Below are 19734 nucleotides of genomic sequence, written 5' to 3' on the forward strand. Positions count from 1 at the left end.
ATCGTTGCCGCTGCCGTGATGGCGCCGTAGAGGAGAAGGTCATCACATTCCGTACCGTTCCAGAACTTTGCGCATATCCGCGACGGCCTTCTGGCGGTTCACCGGATCCGGGATCTGGGCAAGTTGACGCTTGAGGCTCACCGCGAAGTCGGCGTAGTCGTTCTGCCAGTCGCGCCCGATCAGTTGCGCAGCATCTGTGCGGGCGGTGCCGATCAGCTTCGCGGGGGTGCCGCACTGCAGTTGGTAGCTTTCCCCGATGTTCGGGGTGACGATCGAAAGGGAAGGGTCGTCTTCCGACGCCAGTTCGGTCAGCGCCGAGATTGCCCCCGGTTCACCGTGGGTCAGGAACAGGCTGCCCGAGATAGGCTTCCGCTCCTTGATCCAGTCCAGCAGTTCGGCCTGATCTGCGTGGGCGGAATAGCTGTCGAGCCGCCGAATATGCGCTCGCACATTGACGTCGGTGCCCGAAATTTTCACTTGCCGTGCGCCTTCGAGGATGACGCGTCCCAGCGAGCCTTGGGCCTGGAATCCGACGAACAAGATCGTCGAATCCCGGCGATGCAGATTGTGTGCGAGGTGATGGCGGATGCGTCCCGCCTCGCACATCCCCGAAGCCGCAATGATGATGACCCCCGACATGCTGTTGATCCGCATCGAGGCGGAAGCATCATCGACATAGTGGATCGAGGGATGGTGGAAGATGTCCTTGCCCCCGAGATCCTCGAGCTCGCCTGCATGCCTGGCGAATACGCTGGTCGCGCGGTTGGCCAGCGGAGAGTCGACGAAGACCGGAACGTTGGGGATGCGGTTCGCGTCGGCGAGATACGCAATGTCGAGCAGCAGTTCCTGCGTTCGTTCCAACGCGAAGGCAGGGATCACGAGATTTCCACCACGCGAAATGGCCTTGTTGATCTCCTCTTCCAGCAGGTCACGCCGCTGGTCGATGCTCAGTCGCACCCGGGTTCGGCTGCCGTACGTCGATTCACAGACGACGAAGTCCAACCCCGATGGACCCTCCGGATCGGCGTGAAACGCCTTGTACTGAGGACCGAGATCACCGGAACAGAGCAGGCGCACGCCCCCGGCGTCGACCTCCGCCGATGTTGCGCCCAGAATATGACCGGCATTCCACAGCCGCGCTCGAAAGCCTGTAGCGGGCTCGAACCATTCCTCCAACGGCACAGGACGGGTCTGCCGCCACGCCGTGAGCCCATCGTGTTCGGTGTAGAGCGGGGTAATTGTCGCCTCTCCGGCACGATCGCGTCGTCGGTTTCGGTGTTGCGCCTCGAACTCCTGGATACGCCCGGCGTCGGCGAGCATGTATTGCAGCAGGTCGGATGTTTGGTCGGTGCAGAAGATCGGCCCTTCGAAGCCTTGCGCCACCAACTTGGGTAACAGGCCGCAATGATCGATATGCGCATGGGTGAGAACGACTGCATCAATCGTGTCCGGCGCGAAGGTGAAGGCACCGTAGTTCAAGGTCTCGAGGGTGCGCGATCCCTGAAACAGGCCGCAGTCCACCAGGATGCGCGTGCCCTCCGACTCGATCTCCATGCATGAGCCGGTCACTGTCTTCGCAGCACCGTGAAAAGTGAGGTTCACGTGATTCGCCATGCGAGGCTCCTCGTATTTGATCTGGCTTCCGGCCGAAGCGCGCGGGTGTCGAACGACACGACGCTGCCCTGCCGAGGCAGCGACGAAATCCAGACTCTGATGCACTCGCTCCCAGCATCCGGGACCGGTGCCCTTGCCTGTATCGCACGGCTCTCACGATTCGAGTGAACATCGGAGGGCAGGCGGGCCGGTAGGGTCTCCCGTCACCTCCAGGCCGCGGGTGAGTTACTCGTAGTAGCGGCGGTGTGGCGTACCAGCAGCCGTCGAGCTCGCGCGAGGTGTCCTGCACCGGCGTTCACTCGAATGCGCGAACCCGACCGCCGTCCCACAATCGTTCGGTGACGTCCTCGAAGCACACGAGCGTGATCGGATCGTCGTGCCTGAGCAGTACCGACCTGCTCACCAGTGCACGAACGACGAACCCGTCCTGATGCGCGAGTTCGATCACCTTCCCGGCGAAGTCGTGCAGGATGGCCACCGCCTCGGCATCGTTCGGCGACGACTGCGGATCGACGAAATCCGCGACCGAACCATCACCGAGCCCGCCCTCGCCGTAACCCAGCATCCGCTCCAGCGCCCCATTCGCATGCGAGATCACACCATGCCTGTCCACCGCGAGAGCGGGCACCGGTAGCCGTCGCAGCAACACGAGGGCGGGAAGTTGCTCGAGGTAGTCCTCCGCGGTCGCCGGATTCCGGCGTCGTCTGTCGTCTCTCGGCTCCGACCGTCGTGGGGTGCCTGAGGCGGCGAGCATCGCGTCGATGCGGGTCTTGATCTCCGCGCTACTGATCGATCGCAGGGGTGGCAGGAGTTGATCGAGCCGGTGTATCGGATGGTTGCTCATATGTTCAGGCCTCCGGGTCGGGGCGGTGCGGTGCGCGAGGCACCACCGCGGGTGGGTCAGATCAGCACCGCGGCGAGCGCGACACAGCCCGACACGAGGACGGCGGCGCTGGCCGCCACACATGTTGATCCGGTGCCCGATGGTCGTCCGATGGTCGCGTCGGCCCTCGGGCGGCGCCGGAAGTTCGGTAATCGGATACTGCTCATCGCCCAGGACGGCATCTTTCAGATCGGCGCGTGGACGGGTGGGGTCGCCGGCCACCGACGGTTATCGGGGATACGGTGCTCCACCACCCTCTGCAAGGATTACGTGCAGGGGTCCCCGCTGCACAGGGCAATAAGTCACTGATTCGGCCCGCCTCTGGATGCGGGTCCACGCCCCGGCACTGCCCGGGTTCGGGGGTACGCCCGGCTGCGCGACCCGGGCGCGGTGTGGGAGTCGCCCTCCTGCCCCGAACTGCGTCCCCGAACGGTCCCCCTGCGATCTCTGCGCCAAGCCGGTCAGCAACGTTGACCGGGTCGGGGGACGATGGTGAGAACCGACTCGATCGGGCGGCGGGGTGTCTGTCGTGGAGGAACCTGCGTGCCAGTCGAACCGATTCGAATCAGGACTTGCGGTACACCCGAGTCCGGCAGCAGGCTGCCAATCATTCTCCGACTTTGCGGCAACTCGGTCATGTGGGTCAGCGGGCATGTTGCGTGTCCGGTGGCCGTGGCTTCGAGCAGTACGGCCGATAGGGCTTCGCCGGTGCGCACCCACGCTCCACGGTCGTCGCCGTCGGTGCTGAGGACGAGCACCGTCGCTTGGTCGGGATGGAGGATGGAACCGCTGTCGGAGCCGATGGGGAATCGGCGCCCGATGTCGACGCGGGCCTGATTGTCCGCGGTGGCCAGTGCCTCTGTCGGGATTCCGTCCTCGGGGAGAGAATGTCCTGCCCACCAGTAGAGTTCGGTTTGGTAGGTGGGGTCGAGCCGCCGGGAGGCGGCGGTGAGTTCGGTGGCGGCCGCAAGCACTGGTCGGGCGCTGTGCGGCAATACCGTCAGGTGAACGCCGTGCCCGCGAACCATGTCCTTCAGCGAGGCCGGTGACAGTGTATTCGGATCGACCGGATCGAACGGGCCCCGATCCGAATAGCGGCGGCGAATCGCGGAAAGCAGATCGAGATCGTGCGACTGCGGGCTTCGGGTGTAATGGTGGAACCGGATCTGGGCGACATGGGACGGGCTCGCCTGGTCGGGTAGTCGGCGTATGTCGGCCAACCAGCCCAGCGCGGTCAATGCGGTGCCCAGATGATGCAGGGCCGCTCCACAGCTGACCACCAGTTGCCGCTCCGACGGGTCCGCCGAGGCGAGTCGGCGGTGGGAATCGGCAGACAAATCGAGCACACCACCGTCATAGCGCCACCGCCACGGTTGGGTGTTGTGTACCGACGGCGCTCGGCAGGCAAGGCCGACGGCGATCCGAATGAGATCGTCATCGGGGACAGTAGGCTGCATTGTCGTCTCCTCGACCGCCTGCCCGAGTTGCTCTGACGGCCCGGGGCATTCCGTCTTCAGTGTTCGCCGGTTGGGAGTTCACGATTAGGGCCGATGGTCATCGAGTGACGACTGTGTTCCATCGACATGTCCGGCACGGGCCGATGCCGGGACGTCGACGGGGCTGCCGCGGGGAGACGGTTTTCGAATCGTTCGGCTGGCATCGTGTCGAACCCGGGTTCGCCCGTGGCGTTGACCTGTGACCCTATTTTCCCGCGCACTCCCGGATCGACACTGGTGGAAGGAGGACACCTCGCGAGGGCGTGGTAGTCGTGGTCGGTCCGGGATCGACGTTCCTGCACTGATGGGGTGAGGCTCATGGAGCGGTTGACCGCACAGGACGTGATGACTCTGTGGCCGGACGAGGCCGGGTGGTCGCAGGACATCGGTCTCGTGGCCCTGCTCGACGCCTGTGACCTCGTCGACGCGGACGGGCGGAATCTACTCGGGGACGTCCGGACATCGATCGAGGCGCGGTTGCAACTGGCGCCGCGTCTGCGGCAGGTGGTCTACGTGCCTCGGTGGGGTCTGGGACGGCCACTGTGGGTGGATGCGGCAGCCTTCGATGTTCGAGACCACGTGTGTGCCGTCCCGCCGGTGCATCACGCTGACGAGGCGCGGCTACTCGAGGTGGTCGAGGAGTTGCGTCGGCGTCCGCTCGACCGCTCCCGGCCGCTGTGGAAGATGTGGTTCGTACCCGGCCTGGCGGGCGGCCGGACCGCGGTCTATGTCCGGGTCCACCACGTGATCGCCGACGGCCCGGCCGGGGTGGCGATGCTCGGTGCACTGTTCGACTCTGCGCCCGACGGTCCGGCTCCTCGGGTCGAGCCGTGGATGCCGGCCCCGGTGCCGGCGGCGAACGAGCTGATCGTCGACAACCTCCGGCGTCGCCGGGCTGCGGTGGCTCGTATGCTGGCGGCGTGTACACGGCCAGCGACGATCGTGTGTCGTACCCGGCGTGCGTGGGCATCGGTGCGGGAGATGGTCTCCGGGGGACGGGCGCCGCGATGCAGCCTGAATCGGCCGATCGGTGCTGCTCGTGAGTTCGCTGTCGTACGAACCGAACTCGCAACGATGCGGAGGATCTCCGATCGGTACGGTGTGAAGGTCAACGATGTGCTGCTTGCCGTCTTCGCCGGTGGCCTGCGTGAACTGTTACGCAGTCGAGGGGAACCGGTCGACAACCTCGAGTTGCGTGCGGTCGTGCCCGTGTCGCTGCATCGGGAGCGGCCGGGGCCGGCGCGCGGGAATCTGCTTGGGCAGATAATCGTGCCGCTCCCGCTCTCGATCGACGATCCCGTCCGCCGACTGGTGTCGATAGCCGCCGACACCGCCACCCGTAAGCGGGGTGTCCGTCCGCGCCGGGGGGCCGTGGTCGGCGGCCGGACCGTCCGGTGGATTGCCCTGACTCTGCTGTCTCGGCAACGAATGATGAACACGTATGTCGCCGACGTGCCCGGCCCGCCCGTCCCCCTCTACCTTTTCGGGGCCGCCGTGCGCGAGATCGTCCCGGTAGTGGCCCTGATGGGAAACATCGCGGTGGGTGCCGGCGCGTTCTCCTATGCGGGGCAGTTCACGATCACGGTTGTCGGTGACGGTGCCGTATGCCCCGAGGTCGACGTGGTTGCCCGCGGTATGGAACAGACGCTGCGGTCACTCGAGGCGTCACGGCACCGGGACTGATCCACTCGCGAGGAGTATTACCCCGGACGATGCGAGAGTTCGCCGATTCGCCGGCGATGTCCCGTCGTGCTGTGCCACGCTCGAACGATGCAGACGGAGCGAGACCAGCTGCTGCTCACGGTGCGCAACCTCGCACGGTTTCACCGGGAACACGAGAAGTTCTATTCCGAATCACCATTTCACGACGTGATCCGGTTGCAACGCAACTCACGGGCATTGAAGGCATTGGCCGAACGGTGGTCGGTGGTCGCACCGTCCGGTGAGACGTCCCTCAGCCCGTTCGCGGGCGCTTCCGACCTCAACGATGATCGCGCCACCGAGACGCTCGGGATCCTGTTCATGGAGGGCGGTGGCGAGCCCGCGGAGATCACGAATCTGAAACGTGATCTCAGCGCGTTAGGGGAGGCGAACCGGGCGATCGGGCAGTGGCTGGCGTCGGCGATGTCGGCGGCATGGGACATGTTGGAGGCATTGCTGAGCTACCCGGAACTTGCGGATCTGCTGGCCGAACGGCACCGTATCGTGAGCAACGACTGGCAGTGCGCGTCGATGGCCGAACTCATCGCCCGCAACCTCGACCGCGCGGTCGCGATCCTAGGGCGGGTCGACTTCACCCCGGCCGCCCTGCGTGCGGACCTCACTGCGCACCGTGTCGTTCCGCGGTATCTGTTCTCGGCCTCGGAAATGCTCGATTATGCCGCGGATCTCGCGGCTCGCAGCGCGGTGCTCACGCACGAGAACGAGCGACGCTGGCGGATCTTCCACGAGCGGGTCGATCAGATAGTCGGGGCCGCCGACACCCCCGGCGGCAACGAAATCCGACCGGAGGGCAGGTAGAGACCGATTGCCACGGCGTGGGCTTGTGGGGCCTCCTCATCGTGGTGGGTTTCAGTGGCTGGGGAGGGCTTTCGGTGCGCAGATGGCTTCGACGAACGCGCCGACGGCGTGTTCGGGGAGGTGGCGGGCGATGTCGGCTTCGCTGATCATGCCGACGAGCCGGTGGTCGTCGAGGACGGGCAGGCGGCGGATCTGGTGTTCTTCCATGACGGTGACGACTTGTTCGACGGTGGCTGCGGCGTCGACGTGGTAGGTGCTGCCCTGGGCGAGGTCGCCGGCGGTCATCGTGTTGGGATCTGTGCCGGCGGCGACGCATTTGAGGACGATGTCCCGGTCGGTGATGATGCCGTGGAGGCGGTCGTCGTCTCCGCAGATCGGCAGCGCTCCGACGTCGAGCTCGCGCATGCGTTGCGCGGCGGTGGTGAGGGTGTCGTGTTCGCCGATGCAGGTCGCACCGGTGTGCATGATGTCACTTGCTGTGGTCATGGTGGTGATCTCCAAAAGGTTGCAAACAATTGTTTCGATGGTCCGCGCTGAGGCTTCAGTGGCCGTTGGAGCCGGTGACGGCACTGGCCAGCAGGTACGTGCCCAGGAGGACGGCGGCCGGCGCGGCGATCGCGAAGGCGATGGTGCTCCAGGCGCCGATCGCCGCGAGGACAAGCCACAGGGCTCCGATGACGGGGATGATCGTCTTGGGCATGCTGTCCTCGATGGGCCACGGGTGGGTTCGAACCGGCGGTCAGGTGGTCTTTTCGCCGGTGGGGGTGGTTTTCGTGATTTCGACGTGTTTTTCCGGTGTCGGGGATTCGGTGACGGGCATCGTGACAGTCAGGATGCCGTCGGTGTAGGTGGCTTCGATGTCGTCTTCCTTGGCGCCGGTGGGCAGGGGCATGGATCGGTAGAAGCTGCCGTAGTGGAATTCGGATCGGGCGCCTTCCTTGTGCTGTTCGGTGCGTTCGGCTTTGATCGTCATTTGTCCGTCGCGGACGCTGATGTCGACGTCTTTGGCGGGGTCGACTCCGGGGAGTTCGGCGCGCAGGGTGTAGCGGCCCTTGTCGAGGTGTTCCTCGACGCGGATCATGTGGCCTTCGAGGGAGGTCCAGGGGGGCATCGCCTCGAATCTGGCCATGAGGTCGGACCAGTCCGGCAGGGACGGGAGCAGGGCCTGGTGTGGGCGGCGGGGGGACAGAATGCTCATGATTGACTCCAGAGGATTTTGAAGTGGTTGCTGGCGTCTTCGAGTCCACTCGTCATCGGGTGAAGCCAGTAGGGCCGACGGTCCTCAATTCGCGGACTGCGGTCGGCGGCCTGACCCTTGTCTCGCACACTCGGCTCAGAGCGACACCGCCTGCCGTGCCTCGTCGAGCACGTACTTCGGCGAAGTTGTGGCCGCGACTGTCGACACTCATGTCGACGATCCGCCAGACTGACCTCACCGATTTGCGTAGCGGGTGGTGACAGGTGTGGCGAGTCCGAACCGAGGACCCTCGGCCCTACCGTCACCACCCGAGGCGAGTGGACTCTGAAGGGGGTCGGCCCCCACTACCTCACCCGCCTCGACAGCACCGTCACGGAAATCGCACGGACCACGACGATCGAACTACGGCACACGCACGGGTCGCCCGTGTCGGATCGCGACGAATGGAGATCGACATGCATGCAGAACCAGGGGACTGGCTGGTGGTGAAAGGCACGGTCGTCGACAGCCCGGACGAGGTCGGGCACATCGTCGAGGTTCGCCGCGCCGACGGCGCGCCGCCGTACCTCGTCAGGTGGATACGGGACGATCACGAGGCGCTCGTGTTCCCCGGCCCGGACGCGCATGTGGTGACGGCCGCTGCGAAGAGCGAGGAGGACAGTCACGAGCGGCGGCGCATTTCCGCGCTCCAAGACGCCATTGCCGGGAAACCGCACATCGAGCAGCGGACTCTCCGAACCCGCCCCCGAAAGTCCTGATATCGATCAGGACTGGGTGAGCTGAACGTCTGCGACGCCCGGCACGGTCTCGGCGAGGGCAGTCACTACCCCCCGTTCCGGATCGTCGAGCGCGAGCCCGGCGATCGTCACCTTGCCGTCTGCGATCCGCACCGTCCACCGCCGCGATCCCGCATACACATCGAGGCGGTGTTGCACTTCCCTCGCTATGTTCGTGTCGTCCATCGTCAGGATCTCGAGAAGATCACGCCGGGTGACGATTCCGATGACGTCGTGTTCGTGGACGATGGGGATCCCGCGCAGACCTGAGCGCAGCATCGCAGACGCGAGGTCGCTGACGTCGGTGTCCGCTGTCATAGCGACGACTGGGCTGGTCATCGTCTCGGCCGCTGTGACATCGGCTCTGGGGAGCGTAGCGAACTTTTCGCGGAGCAGATCGCCCTCGGAGACGATGCCCACCAGATGCTGCGACTCGTCGACGACCGGCAGGACGGTGAACCCCGAACTCGCAATGATGCGGAGGCATTCGTCGACCGGGGTCGACCGAGTCACAGTGGTGACCGGGCTACTCATGATCTGTTGCGCTTGCATGACAGCTCCTTCCTTTCGACAAACCGGCGCTGCAATCGGGCGCCGACAGGCGGCAGGGCCGACGCGTCGTCTTGGCCAGCGGACGCATCGACCTACGTCAATGGCGGACGATCAGCAGCGGGCAGGTGATGGAGTGCAGAAGCGCCCGGCTGGTCGAACCGAGCAACAGTGAGGCGAAACCACCACGCCCCCGGCTGCCTGTCACCACCAACTGCGATTCCCGTGCTTGCTGGAGCAGGTGGTGAACCGGTCGATCTCGGACGACAACTTTGCGGACGGACACGTCCGGATACTTGTCCTTCCATCCGGCGAGGCTCTCCGACAGGACGGCCTGTTCGGCGGTTTCGATTGCCGACCAGGGAAGATCGTTGTCGCTGAGATCGGCGGGGGTAACGGTCAACAGGCTGAAGTCGCTCCACGCGTGCACCGCCACGAGATCGACGCCGCGCAGAGAGGCTTCCTCGAAGGCAGCCGCGATGGCCGGTTCGCTGTTCGGCGAACCGTCGACACCGACCACCACCGGACCGTCCAATGGCGGCGCATCCGTCTCGGGCATTCCGCGGATCACCGCCACCGGGCACGCTGCATGACTGGCGACCGCGGAGCTGACCGATCCCACCAGGCCGCCGGTGAACTCTCCGAGGCCACGGGAACCGACGACCAGCATGCGAGCCGACTTCGCGGCGTCGAGCAGGACCGTCGCGGCCGAGCCGTGGCGTAGCGCCGTCCGGAGGGTGAGATGGTTGCCGGGCACGCTCCGTCGGGCGAGTTCGGCGGCCGTGGCGAGCCGCTGGGTACCCCCGTATTCGACGCCGGTGAATGCGCCTGCGGACAGGTTGACGGCGTCGCCGAACGTGCCGGGCGCCTTCACGAGGGAGGACACCAGAAGTAGCGGGGCTCGGTGGTGGACGGCCGCGTCGGCTGCCCAGCGCACGGCGTCGAGCGATTGCGCCGATCCGTCCACACCTACGACGATCGGTGAATCTGTCGGCATGTCGATTCCTCGTCTCTGTTCGTTCGTGCAGGCCTGGTCGAGAATGTGCCACCGCCGCGTGACCGTCTCGAGAGGGCACACAGCCCTCTTCGGATCGCGGGGCGGCCGCTCACAGCGAGTTCACACCGTGGAGAAGCAGGGCGGGCAATCCCGGGACCATCAGTCCGACACCGACCGACACGGTCGCGGCGCCGACGACACGGTGGTGTGGATTGCGGAAGATGCCGAGTCCGATGAAGACGATCGCTGCTGCGCCCCCGAGAACGGTGAGGGGAGACGTCACCGACAATGCCGCGAGGCCCACGACGGTGGCGGCGGCGACCCATGGCCATCGCAGGTCTCGGGCTTCGAGATATCTTGCCTGCATTGCTACCTCCCACCGGGAGATGTCGATTCGGGCGGGAAGTGCACCTCGGCGATGCCCGGCACGGTGTCGGCCAGGGCGGCGATGACATTTCGTTCCGGGTCGTGAGGCGTGACGCCGAAGATCGAGGCGGAGCCGTGGGCAACGTCTACGCGCCATCGGCCGGCTCCACCGTAGACGTCGAGGCGGTGCTGCACTTCCTTCGCGACCTGAGCGTCGTCGGTCGTGAGGACGGCGATGAGATCGGGACGGGTGACGATCCCGAGGATGTCGTGGTCGTGGACGATGGGGATGCCGCGCAGCCGAGATCGAAGCATGGCGGATGCGAGTTCGCTGACCTCCGCGTCGGCCGTCATCGCCACCACGGGACTGGCCATCACGTCGCCTGCGGTCATCTCGTCCGGCTGCGAATCGGCCCCGCCCAGCTCACGGAATCGTGCACGGAGGAGATCACCCTCGGACACGATGCCCACGAGATGCTTCCGCTCGTCGACGACCGGAAGCACCGTGAAGCCCGAACTTCCGACCAACTGAAGGCATTCGTCCACCGAGGTGGATCGGTCCACCGTGGTGACCGGGCTGCTCATGACGTGTCGTGCCTGCATGACGACTCCTCTCCTCGTCCCTCAGCGTCGGCGTGCCACTGTCACCGGACAAGGGTCCTAGGACCTCACCTCGTCGCTTTCCTCGGTGCTGGTTCGAACGATTCCCCGGAAGGGTCCAAATGCCCTGGTGACGAGATCGCCGGTGCGCGATTGTGGAGTGAGCACGGAGGTGGAAAGAATGGTCAAGCGTTGGCTGGTCATGGAGACCGAGAACGGCGACCTGCGAATGCCGTTCGCTACGCGTCTCGCCGGGGCCGGCCGGCATCTACCCGTGACACATCTCACGACCACGGACCTGATGTCGACCACCCGTCACTCGACTCACATCGACCTCGAGCGGCTCACCGGGATCCGTGAGCGCCGGGTGTCGGTGGGGGACGAGGACTCCTACACACTGGCGATCTCGGCGGCACTGGATTGCCTGGAACGGTCGAACCGGGACGCCGGGTCGATCGACGTGGTGGTCAGTTGCAGCATCACCAAGTTTCACGGCGGTCTCACCCAATGGCTGGAACCGACGATGAGCAGTGCGGTCGCCCAGGCGATCGGCGCGCAGGGGGCGATGACCTTCGATCTCTCGAACGCGTGCGCCGGCATGTTGACCGGTGTGACGGTGATGAACAACTGGATCCGTCAGGGAATCGTCGAACGGGCACTTGTCGTCAGTGGTGAGTACATTTCGCAGCTCGGACAGAATGCTGCCCAGCACATCCGGAACATCATGAGCAAGGAGCTTGCGTCCCTCACGCTCGGCGACGCCGGGGCCGCGCTGCTCCTCGAACGTGCCCCTGCCGGATCGGCCGGGATCGGTTTGGCCGGATTCACCACCGTCGCCGACTACAGTCGGCTCTGTCTCGCGTACCCGAAGGGCGGCGACCCCGGCGCCCGGATGTTCACCAATTCGCGGGGGATCCAGCGGGCGGCGATCGCGGACACCCCACTGTTGTTGCACGAGGTGCTCGACGCCGCCGGGATCTCCCTCCACGACATCGATCACGTGATCACACACCAAACCTCGGCGCGGGCGATCCGCAAAGGGATGGCCGAGGTGACCGCCACGCTGGGCGATTCTCCACGGCACGACGCCGTCATCACCGTCGACCGCTACGGAAATACGGCCTCGACGACCCACACCGTCGCGCTGGTCGAGGAACTCGAAGCAGGCCGCATCCGAGCGGGTGAGAACGTGGCGTTGATCGCCCTCGCATCGGGTTTGGAGATCGGCGTCGTTCTGTTGACCCTGGACGAGGAATTGGTGGCACGCTATGGGCACAGTCATTGATCGGCTCGACGTCACACGAGGCGGCTGGCGTACCCGCCACAGTGCATTGCATCTCGCGGTGTCGGCCGCCCAGACCTGCCTCGAACGGGCCGGTCGGAATGCCGACGACCTCGATCTGCTCGTCAACGTCGGGTTGTACCGCGACCGGAATCTGGGAGAGCCCGCCCTCGCGGCGCTCATCCAGGATGATATCGGTGCCCACCCGGAGGACCCCCACGACGACACGCACGGGACCTTTTCCTTCGATGTCGCCAACGGATCCTGTGGGGCTCTCAACGGTCTGCAGATCGTCGACGGATTCCTGCGGTCGCACACGATCGACTGGGCGCTGGTGGTTGCCAGTGACGCCGATCCCGGACGTGGGATGAGCGAGCACTTTCCGTTCGCGCCGACGGGTGGAGCCATTCTCTGCCGCTGGACCGACGACGAATTCGGCCTGGGCCCCGTCCGTTGGGTGAATCGCTACGATGCCGGTGAAAGTTTCTGCGCCACCGTCGGACTCGAGGACGCCCGGAACGTACTGCGGTTCCGGGAATCGGATTCGATGGACGAGCGATTCGCGACCGCCGGAGCGCAGGCGGCACGGGAATGCCTGGAAGCATCCTCCCTCGACCTCGCCGATGTCGATCTGATCGTGGCCGCTCCCGCCCGGCGGAAGTTCCGCGCGACGCTCGCCGAGCACCTGGGCGTCCCCGTGCCACAGATCGTTGTCGCGGACGACGAACGGATGCATACCGCGTCCCTCGTGGCGGCCCTGGACCGCCGGACGGGTGGTATCCCGGCCGGGAACCGAGTCCTGATCATCGCCGTGGGTGCAGGGGTCACCGCCGGCGCCGCCCTCTACAGCGAACACCCTTGAGCCACAGCGAACACCCCTGAGCCCGGGCAAAGGCATCGTCGGGTCAGCCGGCCGCGCCGTGCCCGACACCCTGCATCGCCGCGTGCTCGTGCAGCGCGAGCTCGGCCTCGTGGTGTGCCGGTTGGAGATCGAACACGACCTCGTGGACGGTCCCGGTGAACCGGTACGGGGCCTTGTCCTCGTAATCGCGGTCGACGACCAGGCCGTTGTCGCGGCCCACGTCCATTCCCGCGTACGAACTGAAGGCCACGGGCACCGTCCGGGGCATGTCACCTTGCCCGATCAGTTCGTCGTTCGCCCACAAGGACACGTGACCACCGCTGCCCGGTTTGGGCTCGTCGGTCTCGAACAGCATCTTCACGGTGACATCACCGGTCGGAATCTTCTGCTCGGACGCGTGCCTGTAGGTCTCCACACCGAGGAAGGAATACGTGTGGTGGAGTATGCCGGTGCCGTCGACCCACAGTGCGAAGCCGCCGATGAAGTCGGCGTTGGCAACGATGACACCCTCGGCGCCGTCCTCGGGTACGTGAACGTTCGCTTCGATGGCGTACGAGCGTCCCGCCACACGAGGGACCATGCCGCGCTGCACGTTCTGGACGTCGCCCTTGAAGGTGAATCGGGTGGTCGTCGGCATCGGCGGCAGCAGGCCGAAGAAGATCGACATCCCCCCGAGCAGGGGGAGAGCCCGGTTGCGTTCCGCCTCACGCCACCACAGCTGCTTCAGCTCCTCCAGTCTGTCGGGGTGATCGGCGGCGACGTTGTGGGCCTGGGAGAAGTCGTCGGGCAGGTAGTAGAGCTCCCAGACATCGTCGTCCGGGTTGTAGACACCCGGTGCGAACCGTTTGATGGTCTCCGGGGAGAAGTCCCAGGGGGCCTTGTCCAGGCGGGTGCACGCCCACCAGCCGTCCTGATAGATCGCGCGGCTGCCGAACATCTCGAAGTACTGCACCGTGTGCTGTTCGGGGGCGTCGGCGTCGGCGAATGTGGGGAGAAAGCTCGTTCCGTCCATGGGTTCCTGGTCGATCCCGTCGACGGTGGTCGGTTCGGGCAGCCCTATCGCGGCGAGCACGGTGGGGGCGATGTCGATGCAGTGGGTGAACTGCCCCCGCACCTGTGAGTCGGGGGTGATCCGGTTCGGCCACGCGATCACCATCGGGTCGCGGTCGCCGCCGAGGTGGCTGGCCATCTGCTTGCCCCACTGGAACGGGGTGTTGTTCGCGTGCGCCCAGGCGGCGGCGAAGTGCGGAGCGGTGTGGTCGCCGCCGAGCGCCTCGATCCCACCGTATTCGTCGATCAGCTTCAACTGGTGTTCGGCGTCGAGTACCACCCCGTTGAGGAAGGTCATCTCGTTGAAGGAGCCGGTGATCGTGCCTTCCATGCTGGCGCCGTTGTCACCCCAGATATAGAAGACGAGCGTGTTGTCGAGATCGCCCATGCCCTCGATCGAGTCGAGCAGCCGCCCGACGTTCCAGTCGGCGTTCTCGGAGTACCCGGCGAACACCTCCATCTGTCGGGCATAAAGCTTCTTCTGGGAGTCGGACAACGTATCCCAGGCGGGAAACAGGTCCGGTCGCTCGGTCAGTTCGGTGTCCGCGGGAACGATACCGAGCACCTTCTGACGCTCGAGCGTCTTCTCGCGGTAGGTGTCCCAGCCGTCGTCGAATTGCCCCTTGTATTTGTCCGCCCATTCCTTGGCCACATGGTGCGGGGCGTGGCTGCACCCGGTGGAGTAGTACATGAACCACGGTTTCTGTGGGTCCTGAGCCTGGACACCGTGGAGCCACTCCACCGCCTTGTCGGTGAGGTCGTCGGGGAAGTAGTAGCCGTGACCGTCTTTGCCCTCGGGGACGCCGAGGACCGAGTTGTCCTGGGTGACGATCGGATCGTATTGTCCGGCCGCACCACTGAGGAAGCCCCACCAGTGGTCGAAGCCCCACCCCTGCGGCCAGTTGTCGAAGGGTCCGGCGGCGCCCTGCACGTTGTCCGGGGTGAGGTGCCACTTGCCGAACCCGCCGGTCACGTACCCGTTCTCGCTGAGAATCCGGGGGAGTGCGGTGCAGCTTCTCGGCCGCACGGCCGTGTATCCGGGGAAGGGGCCCGGATACTCGGCAATCGAGCCGAATCCCACGCGGTGGTGGTTGCGGCCGGTGAGAAGCCCCGCCCGGGTGGGCGAGCACACCGCGGTCACGTGAAAGCGGTTGTAGGTCAATCCCTGTTGCTGAACCCGGCTCAAGGTGGGGGTGCGGATCGCACCGCCGAAGGTGTCCGGGCCACCGAAACCGGCGTCGTCGATCAGCACGATCAGCACGTTCGGAGCACCGTCCGGTGGCTTCGGCCCGGGCACGATCGTCCAATCCGGTACGGAGTCCTGCACCGTGCGGCCAATGGTGCCCCCGAAGGTTCGGTTGGGGATCGGTAGCCGCGTGCGGTCCGGATCGAACTTCCCCATTGCCGCGGCCAGGGACGCCTCGAGGTCCCTCAGGCTCGAACCATCCAATTCCGCGACCGACTTCAGGGGAGCGCCGCCGAGTGCCTGCTCCACCTGCAGCCGGCTGCCCGACGGCAGGACCGCGATCACCACGCATGTCCCGGAGGCCAGCGCCTCACCGATCTTGGTCTCGAGACCGCTCGTGATGCGGTGTGAGGCGAACTTGCCTGCCAGCGCGCCGGCACCGGCGCCGACGGCGGCTGCAGCCAGCATCGGCGGGGCGAACAACCCCACCACCAGGCCGACGCCCGCACCCCAGCCGGCGCCTCTACGGCCCAGATGGTCGCCCGTGTCGATCACGGTGAGGTTCCCGTCCGGGTCCTTCGTTACCAGGACTGCACCCCGAAGGGTGATCTGCTTGCCGCGCACCTGAGCGGTGAGCGCGTCGAAGTCCTCACGTGCACGGTCGAGGTCCTGATAGCCGGCGACGAGGACCAGCGCGTTGTCTTCAGTCATGGGGGACTCTCCGTCATCGGTGTCGCCGGTTCTGTGTGGGCGGCCTGCTCTCGATGCTCGTCCGGCGGCAGACTCGGCGACAAGGATCAAAAGGCCTCTGTTTCCGGCAGCCTCCGCGGTCCGCCCGGGGGTCCGACCCGGTCGCCCTCACTCGTCACGTGTGCGGTCGATGCCCGACGGGGACCCCGTAGCAGCGGTGACAGGACCGGCCGAGCTGAACCGTGCTGCGCGCCGATGTACGCGGTGCCGATGGTCGCGCCATCGCGGCGGCGGTGCGGGCCGAATCGGCTCGGAGTAGAAGATCCGCTTCCCGAATTCGATCAACACCAGATACCCGGCAACCAGGGCGACCAGGACGAGGAAGAACCCGACCGGAAGAGCAACGAATCCAAGACTCGTGGCCCAGGGCGACAGGGGAACCGCGATACCGGCGGCGAGGACCCCGGCGACGGTCGCCACCAGACCCGGACTCGGGCGGCTGCGCAGAAAGGGGATTCGCCGCGTCCGGATCGCGAAGACGATCAGTGTCTGAGTGGCGAGCGACTCGACGAACCACCCGGTGCGGAACAACTCCGGGCCGGCGTGGAACACACCCAGCATGATCGCGAAGGTCACGAAGTCGAACAGTGAACTGATCGGCCCGAAGAACAACATGAAACGTCGGATGAACGCTATGTCCCAATGTGACGGCGCGTGCAACTGCTCCGGATCGACACGATCGCTGGGGATTGCGAGTTGGCTCGTGTCGTACAGCAGATTGTTGAGAAGGATCTGCCCCGGCAGCATCGGCAAGAACTTCAGCACAGCAGAGGCTGCGGCAGCGCTGAACATGTTTCCGAAGTTGCTCGATGTGCTCATCAGGACGTACTTGATGGTGTTGGTGAAGGTGCGGCGCCCTTCCACGACGCCGTCGGCGAGCACCCCGAGGTCCTTCTCGAGCAGGATCACGTCCGCGGCGTCCTTGGCCACGTCGGTGGCGGAATCGACCGAGATGCCGACGTCCGCGGCGTGCAGGGCCAGCGCATCGTTCACGCCGTCACCGACGAAGCCCACTGCCCGACCGTGCGTGCGCAGGGTGGCGACGAGGCGCGCCTTCTGTTCCGGGGAGACTCGGGCGAACACTGTGCTCCGCGCGGCGGTCGCACTGAACGCCTTCTCGTCGAGAGCGTCCAATTCCGGACCTGTCACGCTGCCGCCGGACACCACACCAAGTTCACCGCAGATCTTCTCGGCCACCCGCGGGTTGTCACCCGTCGCCACCTTCACGGTGATACCCAGTTCGGCGAGCCGCCGCAATGACGCTGCGGCGGAGGCCTTGGGGCGGTCCAGGAACACCAGGAAACCCGTGAGGGTCAGCGCGTCCTCGTGATCGACGTCGAGCCGGTCGTCCTCGTCCGCACCCCTGGTCGCGACGGCGACGACGCGACTTCCCTCGGCGAAAAGGGTGTTCAGCGTGACCTGCGCGGAGGAATCGAGGGCCACACAACGGTCGAGCACGATTTCCGGTGCGCCCTTCACGACGATCATTCGCCGACCGCTCGGTGCACACACCAGTGTCGACGACATCCGCCGCTGGTGGTCGAAAGGACAGCTCGCTACCCTCGTGTACGCATCGGCCACGGACCCGGCGGCCCCTGCAGCCGCCCAGAGTGCGGTGTCCAAAGGGTTCGTACCCAGATGGCCGGTTCCGGTCTCCTCGACCTCGGTGGCGAGCAGCCCGTGCAGAAGGGCGTCCGGGCACGGGGCGCCGCGTGAATCCAGGGCAGCGACGAAGCTGACCCGGCCATCGGTGAGGGTGCCGGTCTTGTCGGTGACGAGAACATCGATATCCCCGAGATCCTCGATGCACACCAGCCGTTTGACCAGCACCTTTCGCTTGGCGAGCCGGCGGGACCCCTCGGCGAGCGCCGTGCTCACCACAGCGGGGAGCAGTTGTGGGGTCACCCCCACCGCGATCGCGAGCGAGAACAGCAGCGAGTCGATGAGCGAGCGGTGCAACGACAGATTGATGACCATGATCATTGTGGTCAGGGCGACCGCGACCTGAAGCAGGAGGACGGAGAACCGCCGCAGACCCGTCTGGAACTCGGTTTCCGGCTCACGCTCACCGAGTCCCACTGCGATGCGACCGAATTCGGCGTCGACCCCGGTGGCGACGACCACCCCGGTACCCGTCCCGGCGTGCACGACGGTCCCCATGAACGCGCAGTTCGACCAGTCCGCCAGGGAGCGTGAGGCCGGGACGGGAGCAGTCGACTTCGCGGCCGGTTCGGACTCGCCGGTGAGTACGCTCTCGTCGCACTCGAGGTTCACCGCGTTCAGGAGCCGCAGATCGGCGGGAACGACCTCGCCGAGCACGAGTCGCACCACGTCACCCGGCACCAGGGTGATGACGTCCACCCGGCTCGGGGTGCCGTCTCGGAGAACCACCGCGGTGTGCCGCATGCGCGAATGGAGTGCCGCCGTTGCGCGTTCGGCGCGATATTCGTTGGCGAACCCCACCCCGATGCTCGCCGCCAGAATCGTTCCGATGATGACGGCATCGTTGTGGTCGCCCAGGAAGTAGGACGCGACGGCCGTTGCCGCGAGCAGGAGCAGCAGGGCGCTGCGAAGTTGGCGTCCGAGGACGGCGAGTGCGTTGACGCGAAAGGTTCGCACGGTGTTCGGTCCACACAGACCCAGCCGCCGCTCGGCGTCGGTCGAGGCCAATCCGTGAAATGAAGAAGCCACGTCGCGAAGGACACTGTCGCTGTCGCTCGTCGCGGCGCCACCGAGGGAGATGGGCGGCGGAAGTGGAGTGCTGCGATCCGTGCCGGGAGATGCCGGGTTTGCACCTGTTCTCACGAGGTTATCCTCCAGATGGGTGCGGCGAGTGTTCGCTTCAGGTCGGCCGTGCAGCTTCGGTGCCGGCGGCCGATGCGAGGGCCCGGATCGTGAGAAGCATCTTCCGGCTCATGACAAAGCCGATCGGCTCCATCAGCAGAGGCCCGAAGAAGAGACGGCTGACGAGTCCGGGGCCGCAGGAGCTGCAGCCCCGCTCGATCAACCGGGTGCGCCCAGCCTGGTCGCGAAGAAGATGAAACGCCCAGATGGAGGCGTCGCCGGTGCGGGGGTCGCGGGCATGGAGGACCAGGCGTGCATTCGGTTCGACCGACGCGACAGTCAGCGGGGGCGCTTTCGGGTGCAGCCGCACTTCGTCGCCGGTGTCCAGGTTCTGGTAGTCCCGAAGTACCTTGTCGGTGTTACGCACGCGACAACCGATGAGGTTCTCGAGTCCGACGTAACTGTAGAAGCCGCCGCGGCCCTGACCCAGCTGGACAATCAAGGGCCACACCACTTCCGGCGGCGCGTCGACCGTGACGGCGTGCGTGTAGCACCATGCGGGGTGGGGGATCAGCTCGTCTCCCGGCAGCGCTGCCGCCGCCTCCGCTGCGGTCGCGCCCCACGTCGTGCGCCGCCGGCGCAGCGGTTTCGTCAGGAGCACGTGCGTCGCAATCAACACCGCACCACCGAGGGACTGCCGGATGACGGCCGAGCGCGTCACGACGGTGCCTCCTGTCGGTCGAGGTTACGTCCCATCATCGAGCCGCAGACCGGAGTTCGACAGGGTATTTCGGCCCCGCGCGAAGTGGCGGTGACTTTGG

The 19734-nt window shown here is 65.9% G+C and carries 18 protein-coding genes; 5 read left to right on the forward strand and 13 right to left on the reverse strand.

Features of this window, described 5'->3' with window-relative positions; genetic code table 11:
• Positions 1-42: 42 nt before the first annotated feature.
• The 3 genes from GO592_RS13250 to GO592_RS13260 form a co-directional block, all read right to left on the reverse strand.
• The gene (locus tag GO592_RS13250; RefSeq protein WP_007298896.1) at positions 43-1614 is read right to left on the reverse strand and encodes an MBL fold metallo-hydrolase RNA specificity domain-containing protein; all 1572 of its coding nucleotides are present in this window, start codon (positions 1612-1614) and stop codon (positions 43-45) included.
• A 295-nt stretch (positions 1615-1909) separates the two neighbouring features.
• Positions 1910-2458, reverse strand: a complete 549-nt coding sequence (locus tag GO592_RS13255; RefSeq protein WP_007298895.1) for a PAS domain S-box protein — start codon at positions 2456-2458, stop codon at positions 1910-1912.
• A gap of 500 nt (positions 2459-2958) precedes the next feature.
• Positions 2959-3954, reverse strand: a complete 996-nt coding sequence (locus GO592_RS13260; RefSeq protein ID WP_007298893.1) for an Acg family FMN-binding oxidoreductase — start codon at positions 3952-3954, stop codon at positions 2959-2961.
• Between the two features lie 357 nt (positions 3955-4311).
• On the opposite strand from GO592_RS13260, the gene GO592_RS13265 reads away from it, so the two are divergent.
• Entirely contained in the window at positions 4312-5676 is a 1365-nt protein-coding gene (locus GO592_RS13265) for a wax ester/triacylglycerol synthase family O-acyltransferase (protein ID WP_007298892.1), read from the forward strand.
• An 87-nt stretch (positions 5677-5763) separates the two neighbouring features.
• The gene (locus GO592_RS13270) at positions 5764-6513 is read left to right on the forward strand and encodes a hypothetical protein (protein ID WP_005563428.1); all 750 of its coding nucleotides are present in this window, start codon (positions 5764-5766) and stop codon (positions 6511-6513) included.
• 51 nt (positions 6514-6564) lie between these two features.
• Here GO592_RS13270 and GO592_RS13275 read toward each other — a convergent pair whose 3' ends face one another.
• From GO592_RS13275 to GO592_RS13285, 3 genes are read right to left on the reverse strand one after another with little or no spacing between them, the layout of a single operon-like run.
• Positions 6565-6999, reverse strand: coding sequence for a CBS domain-containing protein (locus tag GO592_RS13275; RefSeq protein ID WP_007298891.1), 435 nt, complete (start codon positions 6997-6999; stop codon positions 6565-6567).
• Between the two features lie 55 nt (positions 7000-7054).
• Positions 7055-7213: a hypothetical protein gene (locus tag GO592_RS13280; RefSeq protein WP_037205825.1), complete on the reverse strand. Its 159-nt coding sequence runs from the start codon at positions 7211-7213 to the stop codon at positions 7055-7057.
• Between the two features lie 39 nt (positions 7214-7252).
• A complete protein-coding gene (locus GO592_RS13285; RefSeq protein ID WP_007298890.1) occupies positions 7253-7711 on the reverse strand; it encodes an Hsp20/alpha crystallin family protein in 459 nt (152 codons plus the stop codon).
• Between the two features lie 455 nt (positions 7712-8166).
• Between GO592_RS13285 and GO592_RS13290 the strand changes: the two genes are divergently transcribed.
• Positions 8167-8469 (forward strand): DUF1918 domain-containing protein, encoded by a 303-nt coding sequence (locus GO592_RS13290; protein ID WP_231137585.1) that lies wholly within the window; start codon positions 8167-8169, stop codon positions 8467-8469.
• A gap of 6 nt (positions 8470-8475) precedes the next feature.
• On the opposite strand, the gene GO592_RS13295 is transcribed toward GO592_RS13290, so the two are convergent.
• From GO592_RS13295 to GO592_RS13310, 4 genes are all read right to left on the reverse strand, one after another.
• Positions 8476-9039: a CBS domain-containing protein gene (locus GO592_RS13295; protein ID WP_005563421.1), complete on the reverse strand. Its 564-nt coding sequence runs from the start codon at positions 9037-9039 to the stop codon at positions 8476-8478.
• Between the two features lie 97 nt (positions 9040-9136).
• The gene (locus GO592_RS13300; protein WP_039952079.1) at positions 9137-10033 is read right to left on the reverse strand and encodes a universal stress protein; all 897 of its coding nucleotides are present in this window, start codon (positions 10031-10033) and stop codon (positions 9137-9139) included.
• 109 nt (positions 10034-10142) lie between these two features.
• Complete coding sequence (locus tag GO592_RS13305) at positions 10143-10400, reverse strand: hypothetical protein (RefSeq protein WP_007298887.1); 258 nt, start codon at positions 10398-10400, stop codon at positions 10143-10145.
• A 2-nt stretch (positions 10401-10402) separates the two neighbouring features.
• Positions 10403-11002 carry a CBS domain-containing protein gene (locus tag GO592_RS13310; protein ID WP_007298886.1) on the reverse strand — a complete coding sequence of 200 codons (600 nt, stop codon included), beginning with the start codon at positions 11000-11002 and terminating at the stop codon, positions 10403-10405.
• Positions 11003-11180: 178 nt separating this feature from the next.
• Between GO592_RS13310 and GO592_RS13315 the strand changes: the two genes are divergently transcribed.
• A complete protein-coding gene (locus GO592_RS13315) occupies positions 11181-12284 on the forward strand; it encodes a 3-oxoacyl-ACP synthase III family protein (protein ID WP_007298885.1) in 1104 nt (367 codons plus the stop codon).
• Positions 12268-13143, forward strand: a complete 876-nt coding sequence (locus GO592_RS13320) for a 3-oxoacyl-ACP synthase III family protein (protein ID WP_007298884.1) — start codon at positions 12268-12270, stop codon at positions 13141-13143. Before GO592_RS13315 ends, GO592_RS13320 begins: the two co-directional genes overlap by 17 nt.
• 43 nt (positions 13144-13186) lie before the next feature.
• On the opposite strand, the gene GO592_RS13325 is transcribed toward GO592_RS13320, so the two are convergent.
• From GO592_RS13325 to GO592_RS13335, 3 genes are all read right to left on the reverse strand, one after another.
• Positions 13187-16090 (reverse strand): arylsulfatase, encoded by a 2904-nt coding sequence (locus GO592_RS13325; RefSeq protein ID WP_007298883.1) that lies wholly within the window; start codon positions 16088-16090, stop codon positions 13187-13189.
• Between the two features lie 147 nt (positions 16091-16237).
• Positions 16238-18871 carry a magnesium-translocating P-type ATPase gene (gene mgtA / locus GO592_RS13330; RefSeq protein WP_050998659.1) on the reverse strand — a complete coding sequence of 878 codons (2634 nt, stop codon included), beginning with the start codon at positions 18869-18871 and terminating at the stop codon, positions 16238-16240.
• 100 nt (positions 18872-18971) lie between these two features.
• Positions 18972-19634 carry a hypothetical protein gene (locus tag GO592_RS13335; protein WP_007298881.1) on the reverse strand — a complete coding sequence of 221 codons (663 nt, stop codon included), beginning with the start codon at positions 19632-19634 and terminating at the stop codon, positions 18972-18974.
• Between the last annotated feature and the right edge of the window lie 100 nt (positions 19635-19734).

It is taken from the genome of Rhodococcus sp. 21391, from assembly GCF_016772255.1.
Classification (GTDB): domain Bacteria; phylum Actinomycetota; class Actinomycetes; order Mycobacteriales; family Mycobacteriaceae; genus Rhodococcus_F; species Rhodococcus_F opacus.

What these genes read in the sequence shown, in the direction of transcription:
- GO592_RS13250 (WP_007298896.1), bottom strand. Translation starts at nt 1,614, where the DNA reads ATGGCGAATCACGTGAACCTCACTTTTCACGGTGCTGCGAAGACAGTG.
- GO592_RS13255 (WP_007298895.1), bottom strand. Translation starts at nt 2,458, where the DNA reads ATGAGCAACCATCCGATACACCGGCTCGATCAACTCCTGCCACCCCTG.
- GO592_RS13260 (WP_007298893.1), bottom strand. Translation starts at nt 3,954, where the DNA reads ATGCAGCCTACTGTCCCCGATGACGATCTCATTCGGATCGCCGTCGGC.
- GO592_RS13265 (WP_007298892.1), top strand. Translation starts at nt 4,312, where the DNA reads ATGGAGCGGTTGACCGCACAGGACGTGATGACTCTGTGGCCGGACGAG.
- GO592_RS13270 (WP_005563428.1), top strand. Translation starts at nt 5,764, where the DNA reads ATGCAGACGGAGCGAGACCAGCTGCTGCTCACGGTGCGCAACCTCGCA.
- GO592_RS13275 (WP_007298891.1), bottom strand. Translation starts at nt 6,999, where the DNA reads ATGACCACAGCAAGTGACATCATGCACACCGGTGCGACCTGCATCGGC.
- GO592_RS13280 (WP_037205825.1), bottom strand. Translation starts at nt 7,213, where the DNA reads ATGCCCAAGACGATCATCCCCGTCATCGGAGCCCTGTGGCTTGTCCTC.
- GO592_RS13285 (WP_007298890.1), bottom strand. Translation starts at nt 7,711, where the DNA reads ATGAGCATTCTGTCCCCCCGCCGCCCACACCAGGCCCTGCTCCCGTCC.
- GO592_RS13290 (WP_231137585.1), top strand. Translation starts at nt 8,167, where the DNA reads ATGCATGCAGAACCAGGGGACTGGCTGGTGGTGAAAGGCACGGTCGTC.
- GO592_RS13295 (WP_005563421.1), bottom strand. Translation starts at nt 9,039, where the DNA reads ATGCAAGCGCAACAGATCATGAGTAGCCCGGTCACCACTGTGACTCGG.
- GO592_RS13300 (WP_039952079.1), bottom strand. Translation starts at nt 10,033, where the DNA reads ATGCCGACAGATTCACCGATCGTCGTAGGTGTGGACGGATCGGCGCAA.
- GO592_RS13305 (WP_007298887.1), bottom strand. Translation starts at nt 10,400, where the DNA reads ATGCAGGCAAGATATCTCGAAGCCCGAGACCTGCGATGGCCATGGGTC.
- GO592_RS13310 (WP_007298886.1), bottom strand. Translation starts at nt 11,002, where the DNA reads ATGCAGGCACGACACGTCATGAGCAGCCCGGTCACCACGGTGGACCGA.
- GO592_RS13315 (WP_007298885.1), top strand. Translation starts at nt 11,181, where the DNA reads ATGGTCAAGCGTTGGCTGGTCATGGAGACCGAGAACGGCGACCTGCGA.
- GO592_RS13320 (WP_007298884.1), top strand. Translation starts at nt 12,268, where the DNA reads ATGGGCACAGTCATTGATCGGCTCGACGTCACACGAGGCGGCTGGCGT.
- GO592_RS13325 (WP_007298883.1), bottom strand. Translation starts at nt 16,090, where the DNA reads ATGACTGAAGACAACGCGCTGGTCCTCGTCGCCGGCTATCAGGACCTC.